General features: G+C 44.2%; 16 protein-coding genes. 7 read left to right on the plus strand and 9 right to left on the minus strand.

Annotated features, from left to right (window positions below; all coding sequences use genetic code 11):
* Nucleotides 1–37: 37 nt before the first annotated feature.
* The 5 genes from mnmE to rpmH all read right to left on the minus strand — a co-directional run bounded on the left by mnmE (nt 38) and on the right by rpmH (nt 4,658).
* Nucleotides 38–1,474: a tRNA uridine-5-carboxymethylaminomethyl(34) synthesis GTPase MnmE gene (gene mnmE, locus B2P60_RS11685; RefSeq protein WP_286741525.1), complete on the minus strand. Its 1,437-nt coding sequence runs from the start codon at nt 1,472–1,474 to the stop codon at nt 38–40.
* 205 nt (nt 1,475–1,679) lie between these two features.
* Nucleotides 1,680–3,362 (minus strand): membrane protein insertase YidC, encoded by a 1,683-nt coding sequence (yidC, locus tag B2P60_RS11690; protein WP_286741511.1) that lies wholly within the window; start codon nt 3,360–3,362, stop codon nt 1,680–1,682.
* A gap of 210 nt (nt 3,363–3,572) precedes the next feature.
* On the minus strand, nt 3,573–3,953 hold the full coding sequence (gene yidD / locus B2P60_RS11695) for a membrane protein insertion efficiency factor YidD (protein ID WP_286741513.1): 381 nt from the start codon (nt 3,951–3,953) through the stop codon (nt 3,573–3,575).
* Nucleotides 3,954–3,957: 4 nt separating this feature from the next.
* Nucleotides 3,958–4,326, minus strand: coding sequence for a ribonuclease P protein component (rnpA, locus tag B2P60_RS11700; protein ID WP_414706671.1), 369 nt, complete (start codon nt 4,324–4,326; stop codon nt 3,958–3,960).
* 197 nt (nt 4,327–4,523) lie between these two features.
* Entirely contained in the window at nt 4,524–4,658 is a 135-nt protein-coding gene (gene rpmH, locus B2P60_RS11705; protein ID WP_007394757.1) for a 50S ribosomal protein L34, read from the minus strand.
* 592 nt (nt 4,659–5,250) lie between these two features.
* Here rpmH and dnaA point away from each other — a divergent pair.
* The 5 genes from dnaA (at nt 5,251) to B2P60_RS11730 (ending at nt 13,268) form a co-directional block, all read left to right on the plus strand.
* Nucleotides 5,251–6,696 carry a chromosomal replication initiator protein DnaA gene (gene dnaA, locus B2P60_RS11710; RefSeq protein ID WP_286741516.1) on the plus strand — a complete coding sequence of 482 codons (1,446 nt, stop codon included), beginning with the start codon at nt 5,251–5,253 and terminating at the stop codon, nt 6,694–6,696.
* Between the two features lie 173 nt (nt 6,697–6,869).
* Nucleotides 6,870–8,045, plus strand: a complete 1,176-nt coding sequence (gene dnaN / locus B2P60_RS11715) for a DNA polymerase III subunit beta (protein WP_230710402.1) — start codon at nt 6,870–6,872, stop codon at nt 8,043–8,045.
* A gap of 161 nt (nt 8,046–8,206) precedes the next feature.
* A complete protein-coding gene (recF, locus tag B2P60_RS11720) occupies nt 8,207–9,412 on the plus strand; it encodes a DNA replication/repair protein RecF (protein ID WP_286741518.1) in 1,206 nt (401 codons plus the stop codon).
* Between the two features lie 576 nt (nt 9,413–9,988).
* Nucleotides 9,989–12,544, plus strand: coding sequence for a DNA topoisomerase (ATP-hydrolyzing) subunit B (gyrB, locus tag B2P60_RS11725; protein ID WP_404672100.1), 2,556 nt, complete (start codon nt 9,989–9,991; stop codon nt 12,542–12,544).
* Between the two features lie 127 nt (nt 12,545–12,671).
* Entirely contained in the window at nt 12,672–13,268 is a 597-nt protein-coding gene (locus tag B2P60_RS11730; RefSeq protein ID WP_230710405.1) for a manganese efflux pump MntP family protein, read from the plus strand.
* A gap of 105 nt (nt 13,269–13,373) precedes the next feature.
* Here B2P60_RS11730 and rlmF read toward each other — a convergent pair whose 3' ends face one another.
* Both rlmF and B2P60_RS11740 read right to left on the minus strand, forming a co-directional pair.
* The gene (rlmF, locus tag B2P60_RS11735) at nt 13,374–14,399 is read right to left on the minus strand and encodes a 23S rRNA (adenine(1618)-N(6))-methyltransferase RlmF (protein WP_230710406.1); all 1,026 of its coding nucleotides are present in this window, start codon (nt 14,397–14,399) and stop codon (nt 13,374–13,376) included.
* 65 nt (nt 14,400–14,464) lie between these two features.
* Nucleotides 14,465–15,259 (minus strand): LysE family translocator, encoded by a 795-nt coding sequence (locus B2P60_RS11740; protein ID WP_230710408.1) that lies wholly within the window; start codon nt 15,257–15,259, stop codon nt 14,465–14,467.
* A gap of 189 nt (nt 15,260–15,448) precedes the next feature.
* Here B2P60_RS11740 and B2P60_RS11745 point away from each other — a divergent pair, with 189 nt between their 5' ends.
* A complete protein-coding gene (locus tag B2P60_RS11745) occupies nt 15,449–16,252 on the plus strand; it encodes a crotonase/enoyl-CoA hydratase family protein (RefSeq protein ID WP_230710410.1) in 804 nt (267 codons plus the stop codon).
* 103 nt (nt 16,253–16,355) lie between these two features.
* On the opposite strand, the gene B2P60_RS11750 is transcribed toward B2P60_RS11745, so the two are convergent.
* Nucleotides 16,356–16,853 carry a cupin domain-containing protein gene (locus tag B2P60_RS11750; protein WP_286741522.1) on the minus strand — a complete coding sequence of 166 codons (498 nt, stop codon included), beginning with the start codon at nt 16,851–16,853 and terminating at the stop codon, nt 16,356–16,358.
* A gap of 261 nt (nt 16,854–17,114) precedes the next feature.
* Here B2P60_RS11750 and guaA point away from each other — a divergent pair, with 261 nt between their 5' ends.
* Nucleotides 17,115–18,719, plus strand: coding sequence for a glutamine-hydrolyzing GMP synthase (guaA, locus tag B2P60_RS11755; RefSeq protein ID WP_193006415.1), 1,605 nt, complete (start codon nt 17,115–17,117; stop codon nt 18,717–18,719).
* A gap of 1,135 nt (nt 18,720–19,854) precedes the next feature.
* On the opposite strand, the gene B2P60_RS11760 is transcribed toward guaA, so the two are convergent.
* Entirely contained in the window at nt 19,855–20,871 is a 1,017-nt protein-coding gene (locus B2P60_RS11760; protein ID WP_286741523.1) for a YhdH/YhfP family quinone oxidoreductase, read from the minus strand.
* Between the last annotated feature and the right edge of the window lie 118 nt (nt 20,872–20,989).

The raw sequence follows: 20,989 nt of genomic DNA on the forward strand, positions 1-20,989 counted from the left end.
AAATAAAAGTAGCCACTTAAAGCACAATGCTTATGGACTATTTACCAATACAAAAGCTGCCAAATATTTTACCTAACAAATCATCCGCACTAAACTCACCCGTAATCTCGCCCAAACTAAGCTGGGCTTGGCGCAAGCTTTCAGCCACCAGCTCTCCTGCTTTAAACACTGTGAGCTGCTCGTGTGCTTCTGTTAAATACTCTGCTGTTCTTCGCAACGCATCTAGATGGCGCGTACGGGCAATCAAGCTATTCTCTGGTGGATGAAAACCCACTTTAGCACATAAGGTGTCGACTAAGGTATCGATGCCGCTGCCTGTTTCACATGAAACATTGACTTGTTCATAGCCTCGGTTTTTTATCTCAATTTGCGAGACAGCAGTGGAACTTTCATCACTAGACTCACTTAACAGATCACTTTTATTTGCAATAATTAGTAAGCGTTTGGCCTCTGGGAGTTCACCAAATAGCTGCTCTGCAAGCTGTAGTGGTGTACTCTCCTCTTCAAGATCTCGGGTCACATCGTAGACCATCAGGAGCATATCAGCCTGAGTGATAGCGGTACGCGCACGCTCGATACCAATGCGCTCAACCGTATCCTCAGTTTCGCGCAGACCTGCGGTATCGGTTAAATGTAGCGTTAAACCATTGAGTACTACTGTCTCTTGTAGCGTATCACGAGTGGTGCCAGCTACGTTAGTAACGATCGCACGCTCCTGTCCTGCAAGACGATTCAGTAAGCTTGATTTCCCAGCATTGGGTCTGCCTGCCAACACCACATGTATGCCATCCCGTAAGAGCTGGCCTTGCTTGGCAGTCGCTAGTACTTGTTGAATCTTGGCCTGTGTTTGCTCAAGCTTATTTTGTATCACCCCATCAGACAAAAAGTCCACGTCTTCTTCATCAGGAAAATCAATCGCCGCTTCAACGTGCAAGCGCAGATGGATCAGTTGTTCTAATAATTGATTGATTTTTTGGGAAAACTCACCGCTTAGTGAACGAATGGCACTGCTAGCGGCGGCGGCACTGGTGGCATCAATCGCATCAGCAATGGCTTCTGCTTGGACCAGATCCAATTTATCATTATCAAAAGCCCGATAAGAAAACTCGCCTGCGCTCGCTTGTTTTGCGCCCAACTCAAAAACGCGGGCTAATAGCTGGTTTTGTAAAATCATGCCGCCATGACCCTGTAGCTCAATCACATCTTCGCCAGTGAATGAGTGCGGACCTTCAAAGTACAGTACCAACCCTTCATCAATGACCGTACCATCTGCCTGATAAAAACGACAAAAACTGGCCATTCGCGGTGTAAAGGCAGACTTACCAGTTAGGGTGCAGGCAATGGCATAAGCACATGCGCCTGACAGACGTATCACGCCGACGCCACCACGGCCAAGTGGCGTGGCAATGGCAGCAATAGTCGCCAACCCAGAAGGGCTAGGATTTTCAGATGAATGAGGGGCAATCAACGCCATCTCCAAGGAATCCACAATAACTCTCAATAGCTAAAAGCACCATTATAGACGGCTGAGCGCAGACTGACAAAGCAAACTTTAAATCGCCCTACTTTGATCTTACTTTAGGCTTTATATTGGCGCGCCATTAACCGTTGCACAAAGCTGTCACGCACAAAAAAACCACCGCTTACGCGATGGTTCCTTTCATAATGCTAACTAATGACTAATCGAGTACCTTAACCGTACGACGTTTTTGCTCTTCTTCAACCTTTCTATTAACAATATATTGTTGCGTCATACTAAACAAGTTATTCACTGTCCAGTACAGTACCAGACCTGCTGGGAAGAATAGCATAAACGCTGTAAAGATAATCGGTAAGAACTTCATCACTTTCGCTTGCATCGGATCAGCTGGCTGCGGATTTAGCTGCTGCTGTACAAACATCGATGCACCCATTAGCAATGGCAAAATAAACCACGGATCCATCGCCGATAAATCCTGAATCCATAAGATCCAAGGCGCATGGCGCAGCTCAACACTTTCAACCAATACCCAATACAGCGCTAAGAAAATCGGCATTTGCATCAAAATAGGCAAGCAGCCTGCCATCGGATTGACTTTCTCTTCTTTATAGATGGCCATCATTTCTTGCGACATTTTCATGCGGTCGTCGCCATGCTCTTCTTTGAGAGCTTTTAGTCTTGGGGCGATAGCTCGCATCTTCGCCATTGAGTAGTAACTCTTATTAGAGAACCACATTAAGGCAATTTTGACCAAAATAGTTAGTATGATGATCGACCAACCCCAGTTACCAACAACCTTATGAACGCCATCCAGGATAGCGAACAAGACTTTTGATATTGGCCACAGCAGTCCATAATCCACGGTCTGATTGAGACCTACAGCGACGTCTTTTAGCTCAGATTGTACTTTTGGGCCAGCATACAAGGTGGCGTCCAACGTCACCTGTTTATTTGGTGCCACATTGACAGGCTGACTGTTAAATCCAATAAAGTAATCATCGCCAGTTTCGCGACTAAAAAACTTACCCGTGAAATTGTTAGGCGTCCATGCAGAGACAAAATAATGCTGTACGATTCCCACCCAACCTTTGTCACTGGTTGTGGTTAACTCACCATCATTAAAATCGCCAAACTTTAGCTTATTGTAAGGATCATCGGGTGTACCCCAAGCGCCGCCCAAATAGGTGGCCATACTCAGCGCGCCTTTATCAGACATACCAGGATCTTTACTATCGTCGCGTTTTAGCTGCGCAAACATTTGACCCTGCCACGCGTTCGTAGAGGCATTTTGGATCTGATAGCTAACATCAATGGGGTATTTGTTTTCTGTAAAGGTGAACGTCTTGGTGATGGTGACACCATCTTTTTGATAAGTAAGCGGAACTGATAACGTTTGCTGCCCTGCTTCCATGACGTAATTATTAGCAGTATGACTGTAGTTAGCGCGGCCTTCTGCGGTATCAGTACCATTTGGACCAATGAGACCAGACTGTGCTACATACACACGATTACTATTATTTTCTAACAATACGAAAGGCTTATCGCTATCGAGCGTCGCATCATACTGCTTGAGCGCAGCATAAACTATATCGCCGCCTTCTGGATTGATTTTTATATCATAGCGATCGGTCGTTACCGTGATAAGACCTGTGTCTTTAGCAGGGGTGGCAGTCACAGTACCATTATCAACAGGCTGTGTCTGTACCGGAATATCACCTGCTGCACCAGTCGTAGAAGGAATGTCCGCACCTACTGAAGTGGTCGTTTCTGGCACCGCATCTACAGCTGGCGCATCGGCATAATCGTCTCGCCATGCCAAAATCAGCAGATAAGCGGTGATTAGCATCGCAATGATGATCATCACCCGAAATATCTTTTGCATAAACCTTTCCTAGATTAAAAAATTAGGGAATGAAAAATTAGGGCATGTGTCATGACCGCCCACTCTGTTTGCCCCAATCTCTGACAACAGTATTGACAGTCATTTACATAAAATGTGCATCATTTTACTAAAAAACCACCTCAAATGATACCAAGAGTGTGGATAACTTGTGGGTAACTCAAAAGGTATGATATTAAAGCGGTATCACCGTTATTTTGACTCAGTCATCATTAACTGATTGAGACGTGAAACATAGCTACTACTATCCCGATAAATACCCAATCCTTGCGCACTTATATTTTCCGTACAAATAGCAGGTACGTAATGATAGCTATAAGAAGCCAAAGGGATCGGTACGAAGTCGATGCCATGTCCCCCTAGTGGATGACACCTACTGATACGTTTTAATAGTAACCAACTGCCTGACCGGACCCCATGCCATGCTAAAGCTTGTTTGCCATAATTCGAACAAGTTGGATAGTAGCGACAACGTGCCGGTAGCATAGGGCTAACTATTTTTTGATAAAAACAAATAATAGATAATATAATTTTATTAAAAATATTATTTTTGTTTTTTAATATAAAATTCATATTATTATTTTTCTATTTTTTTAAATATATTATTTATCTCATTTATTAAATCTTTATTATTTAAATCTTTTATAGATTTTTTAACAATAAAAACAATATCTTTGTTTTCTAATTTAAAAGCCTTTGTACGGAACTGCTCACGTATTTGACGTTTAATAAGATTTCGTGCGACCGCAGTGGGGACTTTACGCTTGGTAATCGCCATACCTACTCGTGGCTTATTTTGAGTGTTATCACGTACAAAAGCCATCAAATGACTCTGATGAAGCTTACGCTCAGGTGCGTCAAACACCTCACGGAATGCTGCTGGTGTGAGTAGGCGCTGCTCTTTAGTGAAGCGGGCGGTAGGTGTGGCTGAGACAGTGTTGGGCATATTACAACCTAGTATGAGAGCGAATGGCAAGTTTAGAACAAGTTTAGGAATAGCCACAAAATACAGAGACAAAAAAAGCGCCTATCTGGGCGCTTTTAATATATGGCTACGTGTCAGTTTTGATGATTGACTATCGTGATCTATAGATACCAGCAACGCAATAAGCATTACTAGGTATGCTTAACGCAATCTACTGATTATACAGTAAGACGATGACGTCCTTTAGCGCGGCGACGAGCTAAGACCTGACGGCCTTTTTTAGTTGCCATACGAGCACGGAAACCGTGAGTACGTTTACGCTTGATCACGCTTGGTTGGAATGTACGTTTCATAACTCACCTATCAAAATAATGGACTAAATTCGTAATAACGGAGGATTATATCATTCCATCTGCTTTTGGTCAATAAACTAATTTGAAATACGTTACTATCGGAGCATTTTGTTGTTTGGCTGTCCTGTTAGAAAAACTCCATTATTCCAAACCATTGTGATTGATAAATTTATTACCTAGTGACTAGAACTTACTGTTAACCCGCTCTTAATTTTGGTAGTTATCCACAGTTTGCCTCGAACTCTATAATAACTAATTGATTAATATATATAGATATTGTTGTTATTGGGACCCATATTTTCTGTGGTTAAGTCCTCCTTTCTTTTAATTATCATAATATTACGCTATGGGTAAGCCTGTGGATAACCTGTGGGTTAAATATGGATAACCTAGGTGATAAACTTATCCCCAAAACTATCCACAGTCTTATCCACAAAAAACAAGGTGTTATCCACAGGGGTATTGTGTTAAATTAGCTCCCTGCACGGCAATTGATTTTGGTTTAGGAATTATGGATGGCATCAGAGGTTAACGAGCCTCTTATACCGTTGAGACATGTCTATTATTTTAGATTATAGGGTTAGCACTTTTCATGATTGACACAGCAAATATTTGGGATAAATGTCTAAACGATTTACGATATAACGTCAAAGACAACGTATTTACCATGTGGTTAAGGCCATTATCAGCTCACCAAGAAGCACAAACACTTATCATACTTGCCCCTAATGATTATTTTGTAACTTACATTAAAAAAAACCATTTGCAAGACATTCAGCAATTGGTTACTAAACACAGCCAAGGGAGTATCGAGGAAGTCGTCGTCCGCGTCGATAACGCTGATCGTAATACGGATGGTGCCAATCAGTTGCAGTCAGGGTCTTTGTTTGTGGCGGATACGCCCTCCCCTACCCCGCCAGATCATAAGTTTGAAACCATCCATCATAACAATGCGAAAGCAGATATTGATGCCAATATGCGACATACAGAATCAATCGATTCTGCTGATGCAAAATCGCTAAGCTATCTAAACCCTGATTTCACTTTTGAGACGTTTGTTACCGGTAAATCTAACAATCTAGCCTACAAGGCCTGTTATGAGCTTGGTAAACGTCAATCAAAGAATCGACACAATCCTCTATTTATATATGGTCCTTCTGGTTTGGGAAAAACACATTTAATGCATTCGGTAGCACACCGATATTTAAAAAATAATCAAAGTTTTTATTATTTCACTTCTGAAAAATTTATTAATCAATTGGTTTATTCATTAAGAAATAATAAAATAGAGGATTTTAAAAAGAAAATTAAAAAAGTAGATTTATTAATTGTAGATGATATTCATGTATTAGCAGGTAAGACCAAAAGTAGTAATGAGTTTTTGACACTATTTGCAGATTTTACAAGCGGTGATAAACAGCTGATTTTAGCGTCTGATCGTCATCCGTCACAAATGACGGAGTTTGACGAACGCTTTCGGTCACGATTTTCTTGGGGGTTAACAGTCGCTGTCGATCCCCCTGAGATTGATACTCGTGTACAAATCTTACAGAAAAAAGCGGCCTCATACGGCATGGTTTTACCTAAAGAGTGTGCCCTATTTATTGCTCAAAACGTGGTGTCTAATGTCAGACGCTTAGAAGGGGCTCTTAATCAAGTGTTTGCAAATGCCAACTTAACTGGGGCACAGATTACCCTTGAGATGGTGCAATATGCGCTAAAAGATATCGTTGCGATGCGTGTCCAAGCAGTGAATATGGATAATATTCGTAAGATGGTCGCAGAGTACTATGACGTGACGGTCAAAGACATTATGGGACGCAAACGCACGCGCAGTATTGCAAGACCACGTCAAATCGCAATGGCACTGTCAAGAGAGCTGACTGGTGATAGCTTTCCTGAGATTGGGCAGTCATTTGGTGGACGCGATCACACGACAGTGATGCACGCTTGCGATAAGGTTAATGAGCTAAGAGCCGCAGATCCAGCGTTTGACAAAGACTACAAAACATTAGCCCTTATGTTGCAAGCTGGTTAGAAGGCCGCGGCGTTCCTATGTTGTAGTAAGATGATATGGTTTATAATATTGCAAATATAAGCACACAGATAGCTAATGGATTCTAGGCAGTAGACAAGGTATTATTGAGATAATATTTTAATATTATAAAAAAATCATTTAACAAGAGTAACTAATAATAAGAGTAACTAAGCATGCAATTATCGATTAATCGAGAGTCGTTACTAAAAGCCATTAACTTGATCGCGAAGGCGGCTGATAAGCGCCACAATATGGTTATTTTGGGCAATATCAAGCTACAGCTGTCTGAGTCGGCGCTTATTTTGACTGCCTCAGATCTAGAGGTAGAGTTAACCTCGACGTTAAAACTGCCTGCTGGTGCTTGTATTGAAGCAGGTACCACAACGTTACCAGCAACAAAGTTAAAAGACATCTGCAAATCGTTGCCTGCTCAAGCACAAGTCAACCTTGCTACTCAGCAAAATGAGCGCTGTTTACTGACCAGCGGCAAGAGTCGCTTTACTTTGGGAACCTTGCCTAGTGAAGATTACCCAAGTTTGGGTAACCCAGAAAACATCACGCCATTGACCATCAGTCGTAGTCGTCTTATTGATTTGATTCATAAGACTCAGTTTGCGATGGCAATCCAAGATGTCCGTTACTATCTAACCGGTATGTTGTTTGACGTCTCACAGCAGCAATTGACGACAGTGGCTACCGATGGCCACCGTTTGGCTTTGGCACGCAGTGTTATCGATGTGAGTGCTGATCTAAATATGCAGGCGATTTTGCCGCGTAAGGCTGTGATTGAGCTTGAGCGTTTGGCTACTGAACTTGGTAAAATGCTTGGTGAGCAAGACAATCAGGTCACCTTAAGCTTTGGCCGTGAGTTTTTACAAGTGAGCTTACCTTTTGGCGACGTCGATAGTGCAGGGCAGGTGAACCAAAACTTGATGGTTACGTTCACAGCGCGTCTGATTGATGGCAAGTTCCCTGATTACCGCCGCGTGATGCCGAGTAATACTGATAAGCTCGCGTTGTTCAATCAAGAAAAAATGGCGGATGTGCTACGCCGTGTCGCCATTTTAAGTAATGAAAAATCGCGCGGTGTGGTGTTCAACTTTGCCAGTGACGGCATGGTAGAAGTCCGCGCAAATAACGCCGAGCAAGATGAAGCGGTCGAGATGATACAAGCCAAGTATCAAGGTGAGCCGATGGAGCTGTCTTTTAATGCCGCCTATTTACAGGATGTGCTAAGTGTCATCCAAGGCGACTTACAGATGCATATGAGTCAATCAAATGCCTCGGTATTGGTCAATCAGCTGAACGATGAGTTCCATCAATATGTCATCATGCCGATGCGTATATAGTGTTTTTTAAATAGTACGTTTTGTTTTTTAAAGACAGGGAGTTAGGCTGTAGAGCAGTTTTTGCAATCCAGATTTAACTTCCAATCTTTGTCTGACTTGTTATTTTTATAAATTTTTGTTCGCTAATTTTTCAGCAACATCCATAGGCGGCTGTCGGTATTATGATTGAACGTCTACAAATCTCCCATCTGCGTAATTTGACGCAAACCAACCTCCAGTCTGCTGCTTGCAACGTCATTATTGGGGAAAATGGCAGTGGTAAAACGTCATTGCTTGAAGCGATATTCTTGTTATCTAGAGGTAAGAGTTTTCGTCACCATCAGCCCAAACGCTACATTCAGCACCATCAAAATTCCGCAACCGTGCATGCAAAACTCAATGATAACCGTACCTTGGCTATCCAAAAGCAAACCGATGCTACAACGGTCCTACGTCTTAATCAAAGCACTGTTTATAACCAAAGCATCCTAACGGAACAACTACCCACGTTATTGGTAGACCCCTCGACAATGGATATGTTGGAGCAGGGGAGTGCCAGTCGTCGGCAACTATTAGATTGGCTAGTGTTTCACATGAAACAAGGGTTTCACCCACAGTGGGTAGCCTATCAGCGCCTACTAAAACAGCGCAATAGTCTGTTAAAAAAGACGCGCCACTTGTCCCAAGTGCAGCTTGCTGAGTTAAAGTCATGGGATAAGGGGCTAAGTAACCATGCTGCGCTTATTCATCATTACCGTGAACGTGTGTTTGCAGCATGGCAGCCTTATTTTGCTGACACTGTCGCTGAGCTATTGCCTGCCTACGCTGAACAATTAAGTTTGAGTTACAATCCGGGTTACGACACCAGTATTTCGCTTGATGTGCAGCTTAACGAGCGCTTAGAGCAGGATCTGCAGCTGGGATACACGCGTATCGGCAATCATCGCGCCGATGTTCATGTTCATTGGCGCTCTAGCGATTCCGTACAAACGAATAGCGAGCATGCAAATACCATCATAGAAACCGATGGGAGTAGCCCGTTGCCCACGCTAAAAGAGCAGGCGGCTAATGTGCTGTCTCGCGGTGAAAAAAAATTGTTAATCACCGCGTTGCGCTTGTCACAGCTGCCCTTGCTACTGCATACGGAAGAAGGCAGCGATTTGTCCAATAGTGGCCTTAACTCCCAAGTAACCCCCGTGGTGTTGCTAGATGATATCACTGCCGAGCTGGATGCGAGAGCTATAGAGATCCTGTTATCAGCGCTGTCTCAGTTACCGTGTCAGGTATTTATGACCAGTTTGACTGATGATGTTTTACCTTTGGTCAGAGCATTATGGTCAAATCCGCACGTGTTTCACGTGAAACAAGGTCAAGTCTCTATGGGGTAAATATGCCCTGTTTTTAAACGTGGTGTTTCTTTTTTTCCGCTCTCCAAAATACCTATATTTATCCTAGTCTGTTTTGCCATTTTCTCCTGAATGTTTACTCTCTTTAGACACGGGTTTAATCGCCATAAAACGCTCAGTAAACAGTGACTTAAAGGCAAAAAAATGCTAAAATGAGGCTTTATTTTTGTCCTGTTTTCAGCAAGTTTTTTGATAGCGTTGTACAGACGTTTTTTATTGCCCATGGATTTGCAAGTGCCTGATAAGTATGTGTTTGATTTATTGTATTTGCTTTAATAATCTTTAAAAAAAAGAAGCGAGTACGGGAATGATAAAGCGCTGACTTGATATTTTTTTAAGTCTTTATCACATTTTATAAAGTTTTGGCGAATCGTGTTAGTCAATGAGACGTATCATTGATTTTGATTATAAAATTGAGTCTAAAATAACGTTATAAGGCGTCATCGTAGTGATGGGGCAATAACAAACGGCTGATTATGGCTAGATTAAGGAATGCACATGAGTGATTCATTACCTACCGACCACGAGCAACTGATGTCAGACAGTGCTACTGAAACCATGGCGTCAACTGTGGTGCCTGAAAGTTTACCTTCTGATTATAGCTCCAAAGATATTCGTGTATTGCGCGGATTAGAAGCGGTACGCGTGCGCCCTGGTATGTACATCGGTGACACGGATGATGGTACCGGATTACATCATATGGTCTTTGAGGTGGTGGACAACTCTATCGATGAGGCGCTTGCTGGTCATTGCGATCAGATTGATATCATCATCCACGAAGATGAATCTGTGAGTGTGATGGACAATGGCCGCGGTGTGCCTGTCGACATTCATCCAGAAGAGGGAGTGTCGGCCGCGCAGGTTATCATGACGGTACTGCATGCAGGCGGTAAGTTCGATGACAATAGCTATAAAGTGTCAGGCGGCCTACATGGTGTCGGGGTTTCGGTCGTCAATGCTTTGTCTAAAAAGCTTGAGATGAATATCTGGCGTGAAGGCCATCACTACCACCAAACCTACACCGATGGCGTGCCTGATGCTGACATTCAGCAGATGGAACCAACGGATAAAACAGGCACACAGATTCGTTTTTATCCAAGTGCTGATGTGTTTACAGGGACTATCTTTGAGTACGATATTTTAGCCAAACGTCTACGTGAACTATCGTTTCTTAACTCTGGCGTGCGTATTGTTTTAACCGATGAGCGTATTGATAAGCGTCACGAGTTTGAGCATAAAGGTGGTTTGTCGGAGTTTGTCAGTTATATCAACGCGGGCAAAGATGGCATCAATGACGTGTTCCACTTCACGAGTGACCAAGATGAGGGTATCAGCGTCGAAGTGGCGTTGCAGTGGACGGACACGTACAACGAAAAAGTCCTGTGTTTTACCAATAACATCCCGCAGCGCGATGGTGGTACGCATCTATCAGGCTTCCGCTCAGCATTAACGCGCGGCTTAAATAGCTATATGGATCGCGAAAACTTATTCAAAAAAGAAAAGATCGCTGCGACTGGTGATGATGCCCGTGAAGGCCTAACGGCAATCGTCTCTGTTAAGGTTCCTGATCCAAAGTTTTCAAGTCAAACCAAAGACAAGCTGGTATCAAGCGAAGTAAAATCTGCGGTTGAATCGGCGATGAGTGATAAGTTTAATGACTATCTACTTGAGAACCCAAGTGCGGGTAAAGCGATTGCCAATAAGATTATCGATGCTGCACGAGCGCGTGATGCGGCTCGTAAAGCACGTGAGATGACCCGCCGTAAGACCACGCTAGATATCGCCGGTTTGCCAGGTAAACTGGCTGATTGCCAAGAAAAAGATCCGTCACTGTCAGAGCTGTACATTGTGGAGGGGGACTCTGCAGGTGGCTCAGCAAAACAGGGTCGTAGCCGTAAAACGCAGGCGATTTTGCCCTTAAAAGGTAAAATCCTTAACGTTGAACGCGCCCGCTTTGACAAAATGCTGTCGTCTGCTGAAGTTGGTAACCTAATTACCGCGCTTGGCTGTGGTATTGGTCCTGATGAGTACAACCCTGATAAAGTACGCTATCATAAAATCATTATCATGACCGATGCGGACGTTGATGGCTCCCACATTCGTACGCTGCTGTTGACCTTCTTTTTCCGTCAAACACCTGAGCTTATCGAACGGGGCTATGTTTATATTGCTCAGCCACCCTTGTATAAGGTGAAAAAAGGGCGTCAAGAGCTGTATCTAAAAGATGATGAGGCACTTAAGGCTTATCTGTTGTCGTCGACGATTGATAACACTAAGCTGCATGTCAGTGCTGATGCACCTGCTATCACTGGTCAAGCGCTTGAAACGCTTCTAAATGACTATAACCAAACGCAGCTGATCAAAGCACGTTTGCAGATCCGTTTTCCGGCCACGATTTTGGATGCCTTAACCCATACGCCAAAACTTAGTACCGACATGACTTATGACAAGGCGGCTATGCAAGGTTGGAGAGAGGCCATGCAAACTCAACTTGACCGTTTAGGCAGTGAGCTAAGTCCTGAGATTGAGTTGGTGAACATCCATGCGCCTCAGCCAAAAAACATGGATGCTGCCGCCGCCGATTTATTGGGTATGACGCCAGCATTAGAGGCTGAAGAAAGGACGGAGTCTGATAGCGATGCGTTGTCGACTAAAGCGCAGTGGCTACCGCGGGTGACTGTATACGTGCATCAGCTGGCACATCATTATTTGCTAGACTCTAGTTTTATTAATTCAGGTGAATACAGCAAGTTACTTCGCTTATCGGCTGAGTGGAACACGTTGTTGGCAGATGATGCCTTTATCCGCCGTGAAGCCAGTGCTGGCACTACCAAAGATATCCCAATACGCGACTTTGACTATTTATGGCAGCAAATGATGCTAGATGCCCGTCGTGGTCTGGCGATTCAGCGCTATAAAGGGCTGGGGGAGATGAACGCCGATCAGCTTTGGGATACGACGATGGATCCTGAAAACCGCCGTATGCTACGGGTCAATATTGAAGATGCCATCGCTGCAGATCATATGTTTACCTGCTTAATGGGGGATCATGTTGAGCCGCGCCGTATCTTTATTGAAGAAAACGCATTGACGGTGTCTAATTTAGACATATAAATACCATGATTAGAAATGCGATCCTTTTTAATTAATGACAGAAAATACCGCTTTGGCCTCCAAAGCGGTATTTTTGTTTCACGTGAAACGCTAAAAAATACGCTACTTATGATAAGAGAAAAATAAAATGATAGAAGTCCTGTTACTCGCTATTGCTTTAGCGATGGATGCGTTTGCTGTTGCAATCGGGCTGGGTGCCAAGTCGCAAAAACATTCCTCTCAATACGTGTTGCGTTTGGCGATGTATGCTGCTTTGTATTTTGGTATTGCGCAGGGCATCATGCCACTTATTGGTTATTTATTAGGAGCAGTGTTATTAGGTTGGCTGGCCGCTGCAGCGCCTTGGATTGGCGGAATTATTCTTATCGTACTCGGTGGCAAAATGCTTTATGAAGTGTTTGCTGGTCATAATGAAGAAGAGATTGATGACATTGCTGAGGAGGTATTAGCAAAAAATAGCGGGTATAAAAGTGTGAATCATAAAACCATGTTTACCCTAGCGATCGCCACTAGTATCGATGCCATGGCCGCAGGTTTTACCCTTAATTTGTTGGCGCTTAATGCGTGGCTGGCCTGTTTAATTATCGCCGTGATCACCGCTTTATTTGGTCTGCTGGGGGTTTATTTAGGCTGGCGCTCTGGTACGTGGTTAGAAGATAAAGCGGAAGCATTAGGTGGGTGGGTACTCATTGCTATCGGCTTAAAAGTGATGTTTTTTAGCTGATTGGCCTGACTACAGTCACTTATTTTTACGATAAAAAATCACCGCTTTGCTAGTAAAGCGGTGATTTTTTGTTTCACGTGAAACTTTATTCCACACTGTGGCTGTTTATGCGTCTTCATCAGTATTAAAACGCCATGCTAAAACACGTGTGTTTTTTTGACCTTGACTCATCTCAATAATGCGCATTTGGGCAACATCAAGCTGCTTTAATAGAAGCTGCAAAGGTTTTACGTTCTCAGACTTGGAGACAAGGGTAGTAAACCAACCAACGTGCTCTGCGAAGCTTTGACTCTCTTTTGCCATCTTAGTCAAAAAGGCAATTTCTCCGCCTTCACTCCACAGCTCTTTATGCTGACCGCCAAAGTTTAGGTTTTGTGCGGCATTGCCTTCTTTTGAGGAATGGCGACTGATCTTTTCGTTTTCATTTTTGCCACGATGTCGTTGCAGGTTATGCTGCTTACGACTGTTGGCTTCCATGGCTTCTTCCAACGAGGCGTGAAAGGGAGGGTTGCAAACGACCACATCAAAGTAATCTTGGCGACCGATGATGTTTTTAAAGATAAATTTGGGTTCTGGTTGCAGCTTTACCTTTACCGCGCTTTTGAGCTTTGGATTAGCGTCACAAATAAGCGCTGCCGTATTGACCGAAACGGGATCGATATCGCTTGCCGTAAAACGCCAACCGTAGCTTTGGCTACCGATAATAGGGTAAATGGCACTGGCCCCCGTGCCAATATCGAGAGCATGGAGCTCTTTGCCTGTTGGTGGGGTGTTGTCGTCATTGACGTGGCTGGTTTGGGCAAGCAAGTCAGCGATATAGTGAATATAATCGGCACGCCCAGGGATAGGCGGACACAAGTAGCCTTCGGGAATGTCCCAAAATTTGACGCCATAATAATGGGCGAGCAGCGCCTTGTTAAGCACACGCACCGCTTGATGATCAGAGAAGTTGATCGTCGGCTCGCCATTAGGATTGGTGATGGTATGGTCAGCGAGCTCAGGCAAAGCGCGGGTCAGTACCGCAAAGTCATAGCGACCTTGATGCGGGTTGCGCGGATGCAGCTGGCCGAGTTTTTTGGCCGTAGATGGCGATCGGTTTCTGTGTTTTTGGTTTGAAGGCTTACTTGTCATAGTGTGGGGCTTTGATATCTGAATATAATCAACCAGTTTAGCAGATTTCACAAGGAACGAACGGCTTATCGGCTACGTAAAATAAGATTTAACCCCAATACGATCATCGCTGATCCCAAGACGCGGTCTATCCAATGCTCAAAACGTTGGAAGCGGCGATGGATCGCTGGGATAGAGAGCAGCATGACGACCGTACTAAACCATGCCATCTGCAAGACCATCATCCATACGCCATAGGTGGCCAACTGCCAAAGGGGTATGTCTGGTGAGAGAACGAGGGTAAATATCGCGACGAAATACACGGGCGCTTTTGGATTAAAGACATTACAAAAAAAGCCACGACGCAAAATAGCGGCAGTTGAGTCGGTATTCTCAGATGGTTTTTTGGTAGAGAGGTTTTTATTAGAAATCGTGGTTGGATGGGTAAGCACATCTTGTGAAACGTTAACAGCTGACCTTGCCGAGTCTGCTGAATTTGCTAAATCTGATGGCTTTTTGGGTTTGGCCCCAATCCCTTGCCAACCCAGATAAATCAGATATCCACCGCCCAGCCATTTAATCGCGGTCAATAGCGGCTGCGAATGGGCGATGATGGTCGCCAGACCCAACACCGAGTAGATAATATGAACAGCCAAGCCCAAAGTAATGCCAAAGCTACAAATTAGACCAGTGCGCCGACCTTTTGCCAAGGTTTGCTGCGATACCAAGACAAAATCAGGGCCAGGTGAGGCGGCAGCAAGCAAGTGAACGCTGGTGATAAGCAAAAAGCCGTGCCAAAATTCCATAAGACCGTGATTCCATTGTTCGATGGTGCCAGCAAGTGAGGATGGCAACGCTATAAAGCTCAATAATAGTTGCATTTATCAAGGGCAAGGTCAACTGATAATGAGGTGCGCTGCTATCCATCATGGGTATGGTGCTGCGCGGTGTTAGTGCTTGTGTTCTAGTGTAAGGATGATTATATTAAAAGCACGTTACTAAAAATAAGTTTATAGCAATTGCCCCTCTAATAACGCTCTTACAACGCCAGTTTCGACAAGGATAACGTCATGACCACGGACCACAATCAACACATCGACAATCGCATCACCTATCAAACCGACGGCTATATTTGTCTGATTGGACTTAATCGCGCGGACAAACGCAACGCCTTTGATAGCCATATGATTAAGCAGTTATCCGAGGCGCTCACTGACTACGAAAACGACGATCATCTACGATGTGCGCTCATCTTCGCCCATGGCGAGCACTTCACTGCCGGTCTGGATCTGATGGAGCTACAAGACAAATGGGACAAAGGCGCGTTTGAGTTTGACGATAGCCAAATCGATCCGTGGGGCATCAGCGGTAAATTACGCTGCAAACCTGTGGTCGTCGCGGTGCAAGGCACATGCTTTACCGCTGGGATTGAGCTGATGCTAAATAGCGACGTGGTCATCGCAAGTGACAACTGCACGTTTGGTCAATTAGAAGTGCAGCGCGGTATCATGCCGTTTGGCGGGGCAACCGTCCGATTTGTACAAGCGGCAGGCTGGCAAAAAGCCATGCCGTATCTGCTCACAGGCAAAGCATTTGACGCACAGACGGCAGATCGACTCAATCTGGTCAGTGAAGTGGTAGAAAACGGCACCGAATATGAGCGAGCGCTCACGATTGCCAAAGAAATCTGCCAAGCGGCTCCGCTTGGTGTAAAAAGCCTACTGTCGTCCGCACAAGATGTCAGCCGTAGTGGCGTCGGCGCGGCGCTGGCAAATATTCATAGTTATCTGCCAGATTTGTTTTATTCAGAAGATGCGCGTGAGGGCGCGATGGCGATGGTGGAGAGACGTGAGGCTGAGTTTAAAGGTAAATAATACTTAGTCGTTCATTTGAAAAAGTAAATCACCTAGTTAGCCCATGTTGGTAGTTGTTTAAAACAACCATTAACACGGGCTTATTTAGCAACTAACACTCTTTTCAAACCTCACCCAAATCCTCAAAACCCACATACTCTTTTTTGCCATGAATGTTATACATCTTACGCTTGATGTCCGGATAAAGCGTCATATCAATCGGTGGCCTATTGCCGCCCATCAGGTAGGTGGCGTCGCTATCGCTATCATTACGCATAGAGTGCGGCGCGCCATGCGCAGGGAAGCCCACAAAGTCACCAGCACTTAATTGATATTGCTCATCGCCATAACGCAGTGATAGCTCACCTGACAACATATAGATGAACTCATCTGACTCTTCATGATAGTGATGCGTCGTCGTCTCATCGCCTGCCTCAACCCGCACAAGGTGCAAACCAAATTTAGTAAGACCGACGATGTCACTTAATGAGACGGTATGGCGAATGGCGTTTTCATTGAATTGATGGATATGTTTGGTCTCGGTGGTATTGTCTATGGCGGACTTCGTTAGAACGTAAGCCTGCGTGTCCTTAGGCGGCTTTTGGTCGGGTGTGGACATCATTTATCTCCATGATTTTATGATAAGCTGCTGTTTATACTAGCGAATAATATCTGGTTGTATTTATTGAATTATGTACAAAAAATATTTGGCAGTTTTCCGCCCTCTTATCGTTCATTCTGCTTGATCTTCTTTTTCCGCGCTTATCTTCCTAAAAATGAAATATTTATACATAACTGTGAATAATTGAACATCTAATAGCCAATAGCGTGTCTAAACTTGTTAAAATAGGGCACCAATTTATCTATTGATGGATATCGATCTATGACCACTGCCACGCCTGCAATCAAAGAAGACCGCATTTTAATTCTCGATTTTGGCTCGCAATACAGCCAGCTGATCGCCCGCCGTGTGCGCGACTCTGGGGTGTTTTGTGAAATGTTCCCTTATGATATCGACAGCCAGCGCATCATCGATTTTGGCGCAAAAGGCGTCATCCTATCGGGTGGCCCTGAGAGTGTGCACGCAGACGACAGCCCACGTATCAACGATGCGGTGTTTGACTTGGGCGTGCCAGTCTTGGGTATTTGCTACGGTATGCAAGCGATGGCGGATCGTTTCGGTGGACAGGTTCATGCCAGTGACATTCATGAGTTTGGTGCCGCGACGATCGAAGTAAATGGTCACTCGCAGCTGACTGAAGGCATTGAAGACAGCAAAACTGACGGTCAGTCAGCCAAGCTAAATGTGTGGATGAGTCATGGCGACAAAGTAATAGAAGCCCCTAAAGGCTTCGACATCGTCGCCAGTACGCCAAGCTGTCCAATTGCGATCATGGCCAATGATGACAAGCAATATTACGGTCTACAGTTCCATCCAGAAGTCACGCATACCTTGCAAGGGCAAGCGTTGCTCAGCCGTTTTGTCCATCAGATCTGCGAGTGTGCAGGTGAGTGGACGCCTGACAACATCATTGATATGCGTGTCGAGCAGTTAAAAGAGCAAATCGGTGACAAACAAGTATTACTAGGACTATCAGGCGGTGTCGACAGTTCAGTGGTCGCAGCAATTTTGCATAAAGCCATTGGCGATCAGCTGACTTGTGTGTTCGTTGATAATGGCCTCTTGCGTCTGCATGAAGGCGATCAAGTCATGCAAGTATTTGCCGAAAACATGGGTGTTAAAGTCATTCGTGTCGATGCCGAAGACTTGTTCTTAGATGCGCTGGCGGGCGAGTCTGATCCAGAGAAAAAACGTAAAATCATTGGTAAAACCTTTATCGACGTATTTGCCAACAGTGCGCGTGAAGTGAGTGAGCAAAGCGATGGCAAAGTCGTTGAGTTCTTGGCGCAGGGTACGATCTATCCTGACGTGATTGAATCTGCCAAGTCGCATCAAGGTAAGGCGCACGTCATTAAGAGCCACCACAACGTAGGCGGTCTGCCGGATGACTTGGCGTTTGAGTTGGTGGAGCCGTTACGTGACCTCTTTAAAGACGAAGTACGCAAATTGGGTATCACTTTGGGTCTGCCAGAAAAAATGATCTATCGTCATCCGTTTCCAGGTCCAGGTTTGGGCGTGCGTATCTTGGGCGAAGTGAAAAAAGAATATGCCGATATCCTACGTTTGGCCGACGCCATCTTTATGCAAGAGCTTGAGCGTTCAGGCTGGTATGACAAGACCGCGCAAGCGTTTGCGGTATTCCAACCGATCAAATCGGTCGGCGTGGTCGGCGATGGCCGCCGCTATGCGTGGGTGATTGCGCTACGTGCGGTTGAGACTGTTGACTTTATGACCGCACGCTTTGCCCATCTGCCGTATGATTTGATTGAGACGGTATCAAATCGCATCATGAATGAAATCAAAGACGTCTCACGCGTGACTTATGATGTATCGAGCAAGCCACCTGCTACTATTGAGTGGGAATAGTATCAAACCAAAAATCTGATTAGCATCGTCAAACTCGTTCAGCCTACTTAACGTAGTGCTATCACTCGTTTTCCTTGCTACTCAGATTTTTTGAATTGATATACAGCTTGTCGAAATAAAAAAACACTCAACTTGGTTGGGTGCTTTTTTTTGTTTTTAGAATAATTATTTCTAGGTATTCTTGGCCCGTCTCGGTTTTGCTGTCGCAAAATGTATCTAATCATTTTTTTATTGTAATTGGCATCAACACAGTCGATTTGTTGTTAATGTATTTGTTGAGTATGCAGACGTATAGCTCTTTTGGCCAGACCAGATTTTTTATAGCGTTGGCTGTACTAACAGGACTTTTAGGCAATTTTTTTTACTTTAAGGACAGTGTCAAAAACATAAAAAATAATACAGTATATTCCGATATTACTGAACAAGAGTTAGTATAAAAAAGCGAGGAAGTTGTGGGTTAGCACCATTATGGCTAGCATATTGGTAGTAGCATTATCCGCAGGTCTGTTCTTGTTTGTTTGCAACTGATTAACTTTGGATGAAGTAAATATTTGATAGATATTATACAAATTTTTTTCTATATAAAAGGAGAACACTACTTAAGAAGTATTCTCCAACCGTTGATTTAAAATAGAGTCTCATTTATCAATTACAATTCCCACTTTTTTGTTTAGATTGACATTGATTGCACAGCTCTCCAGATGTAGGTTTGGTTGAGCTTGTAGATCCAACACTACTAGGATAATTTGAACAATTTTTGCACCAATGCCATGTATCGCTGTTAGGAGACTTAACATAATTTGACATACTGTTACCACCTTTGATTTAGGTTTATTAGAGTTATCAAGAGCATATGTTTGATACTCTCAAAAATAGTGAGTTAAAATAAAATTTAGCTCACTATAAATACTAACATAAGTCTATTTAAATTATCGAACAAAAGTTAATTTATTTGAGGTGATTTTAATTTTCAAACGAACTTTTAATAATACAGTGTATAAAGCGAGCAATCGAATCACTTTCGACTCACAACAGTTTACATTTCAAAGAAAAATTGAAGATGTTGCTAAAAAAAGGCAGCACCCCAAAAGAGTGCTGCCTTGATTTATCTGTATCAAAAGCTCTAAACTAAATCCTAACCCTTCACATTCACCACATAACGCCCCACGGTTTTGCCCGCGATAAATCTATCTAAATACTCTGGCGTCTGCTCAAGCGTAATCTCTTCGCCATAGCTGTCCAGATTGGGCAGTTTCATGTCGGTGGCGACACGTTGCCAGATGGCCTTTTTATCCGTCAACGGAATATAGACCGAGTCGATACCGAGCAGGGATACCGCTCTAGTGATAAAAGGTATTACCGTCATCGAGAGCTCAGGTGATGCTGCCAGCCCGCAACTGGTGACCGCGCCGCCAGCTTTGGTTTGCTTGAGTAAGTTGGCTAAGTAGTCGCCGCCTACCGTATCGATGGCATTGGCCCACAGCTCACGGCCGATAGGTTTGCTACCGATCTCATTGATGGTGTCGCGATGACGCACCTCGCTTGCGCCAAGCTCTTTTAGATGCTCGCTTTGTTCAGGTTTACCTGAGAAGGCGATGACGTCATAGCCCAGCTGCTTTAAAATAGCGATACTAATGCTACCGACGCCGCCCGTTGCACCTGTGACAGCGACCTCACCATCACTTGGTTTTGCGCCCATTTTTTCTAATTTTTGCACGCTTAAGGCTGCCGTTAAGCCGCCTGTACCATAGATCATAGCTTCTTTTAGCGTCAAGGACTCTGGGCATTCTATGGCCCAGTCGGCAGGTATAGAAATCATTTGCCCTAGGCCACCCGGCGTATCCATACCCAGATCATAACCAAATACCACCACCTTTTGACCTTCGGCAAAGGTGCCGGATTTGTCGCTGACAACGACACCAGCGGCATCAATACCGGGCGTGTGCGGATAGTGTTTGGTGATTCTTTTATTACCCGAAGCCGACATCGCATCTTTATAGTTGAGTGATGAGTAGTGCACCTCGATTAGCAGGTCATTGTCTGGCAAATCACTGACACTGCGTTCTTTGATGCTTTTTCCAAACTCACCGTCATTGCTCTCTTCGACGACCAAGGCTTTAAACGTGGTGTTTGATGCTGTGTTCTTAGACATGGTTATATCCTTATTAAACATTATTATTGATAGACATTATTGGCGGTCATTGTTAATGACTTACCTATATCATTAAAACAAAAAAAGCCCACTGTAACCCCACTCTCAACTTCGAAAG

Source organism: Psychrobacter sp. UBA3068, from assembly GCF_002366815.1.
GTDB lineage: Bacteria > Pseudomonadota > Gammaproteobacteria > Pseudomonadales > Moraxellaceae > Psychrobacter > Psychrobacter namhaensis.

Coding starts and splice junctions, on each gene's coding strand:
- gyrB (WP_404672100.1), top strand. CDS start 9,989: ATGGCGTCAACTGTGGTGCCTGAAAGTTTACCTTCTGATTATAGCTCC.
- B2P60_RS11745 (WP_230710410.1), top strand. CDS start 15,449: ATGACCACGGACCACAATCAACACATCGACAATCGCATCACCTATCAA.
- dnaA (WP_286741516.1), top strand. CDS start 5,251: ATGATTGACACAGCAAATATTTGGGATAAATGTCTAAACGATTTACGA.
- rlmF (WP_230710406.1), bottom strand. CDS start 14,399: ATGACAAGTAAGCCTTCAAACCAAAAACACAGAAACCGATCGCCATCT.
- dnaN (WP_230710402.1), top strand. CDS start 6,870: ATGCAATTATCGATTAATCGAGAGTCGTTACTAAAAGCCATTAACTTG.
- B2P60_RS11750 (WP_286741522.1), bottom strand. CDS start 16,853: ATGATGTCCACACCCGACCAAAAGCCGCCTAAGGACACGCAGGCTTAC.
- B2P60_RS11730 (WP_230710405.1), top strand. CDS start 12,672: ATGATAGAAGTCCTGTTACTCGCTATTGCTTTAGCGATGGATGCGTTT.
- guaA (WP_193006415.1), top strand. CDS start 17,115: ATGACCACTGCCACGCCTGCAATCAAAGAAGACCGCATTTTAATTCTC.
- recF (WP_286741518.1), top strand. CDS start 8,207: ATGATTGAACGTCTACAAATCTCCCATCTGCGTAATTTGACGCAAACC.
- rnpA (WP_414706671.1), bottom strand. CDS start 4,326: ATGCCCAACACTGTCTCAGCCACACCTACCGCCCGCTTCACTAAAGAG.
- yidC (WP_286741511.1), bottom strand. CDS start 3,362: ATGCAAAAGATATTTCGGGTGATGATCATCATTGCGATGCTAATCACC.
- rpmH (WP_007394757.1), bottom strand. CDS start 4,658: ATGAAACGTACATTCCAACCAAGCGTGATCAAGCGTAAACGTACTCAC.
- yidD (WP_286741513.1), bottom strand. CDS start 3,953: ATGAATTTTATATTAAAAAACAAAAATAATATTTTTAATAAAATTATA.
- B2P60_RS11740 (WP_230710408.1), bottom strand. CDS start 15,259: ATGCAACTATTATTGAGCTTTATAGCGTTGCCATCCTCACTTGCTGGC.
- B2P60_RS11760 (WP_286741523.1), bottom strand. CDS start 20,871: ATGTCTAAGAACACAGCATCAAACACCACGTTTAAAGCCTTGGTCGTC.
- mnmE (WP_286741525.1), bottom strand. CDS start 1,474: ATGGCGTTGATTGCCCCTCATTCATCTGAAAATCCTAGCCCTTCTGGG.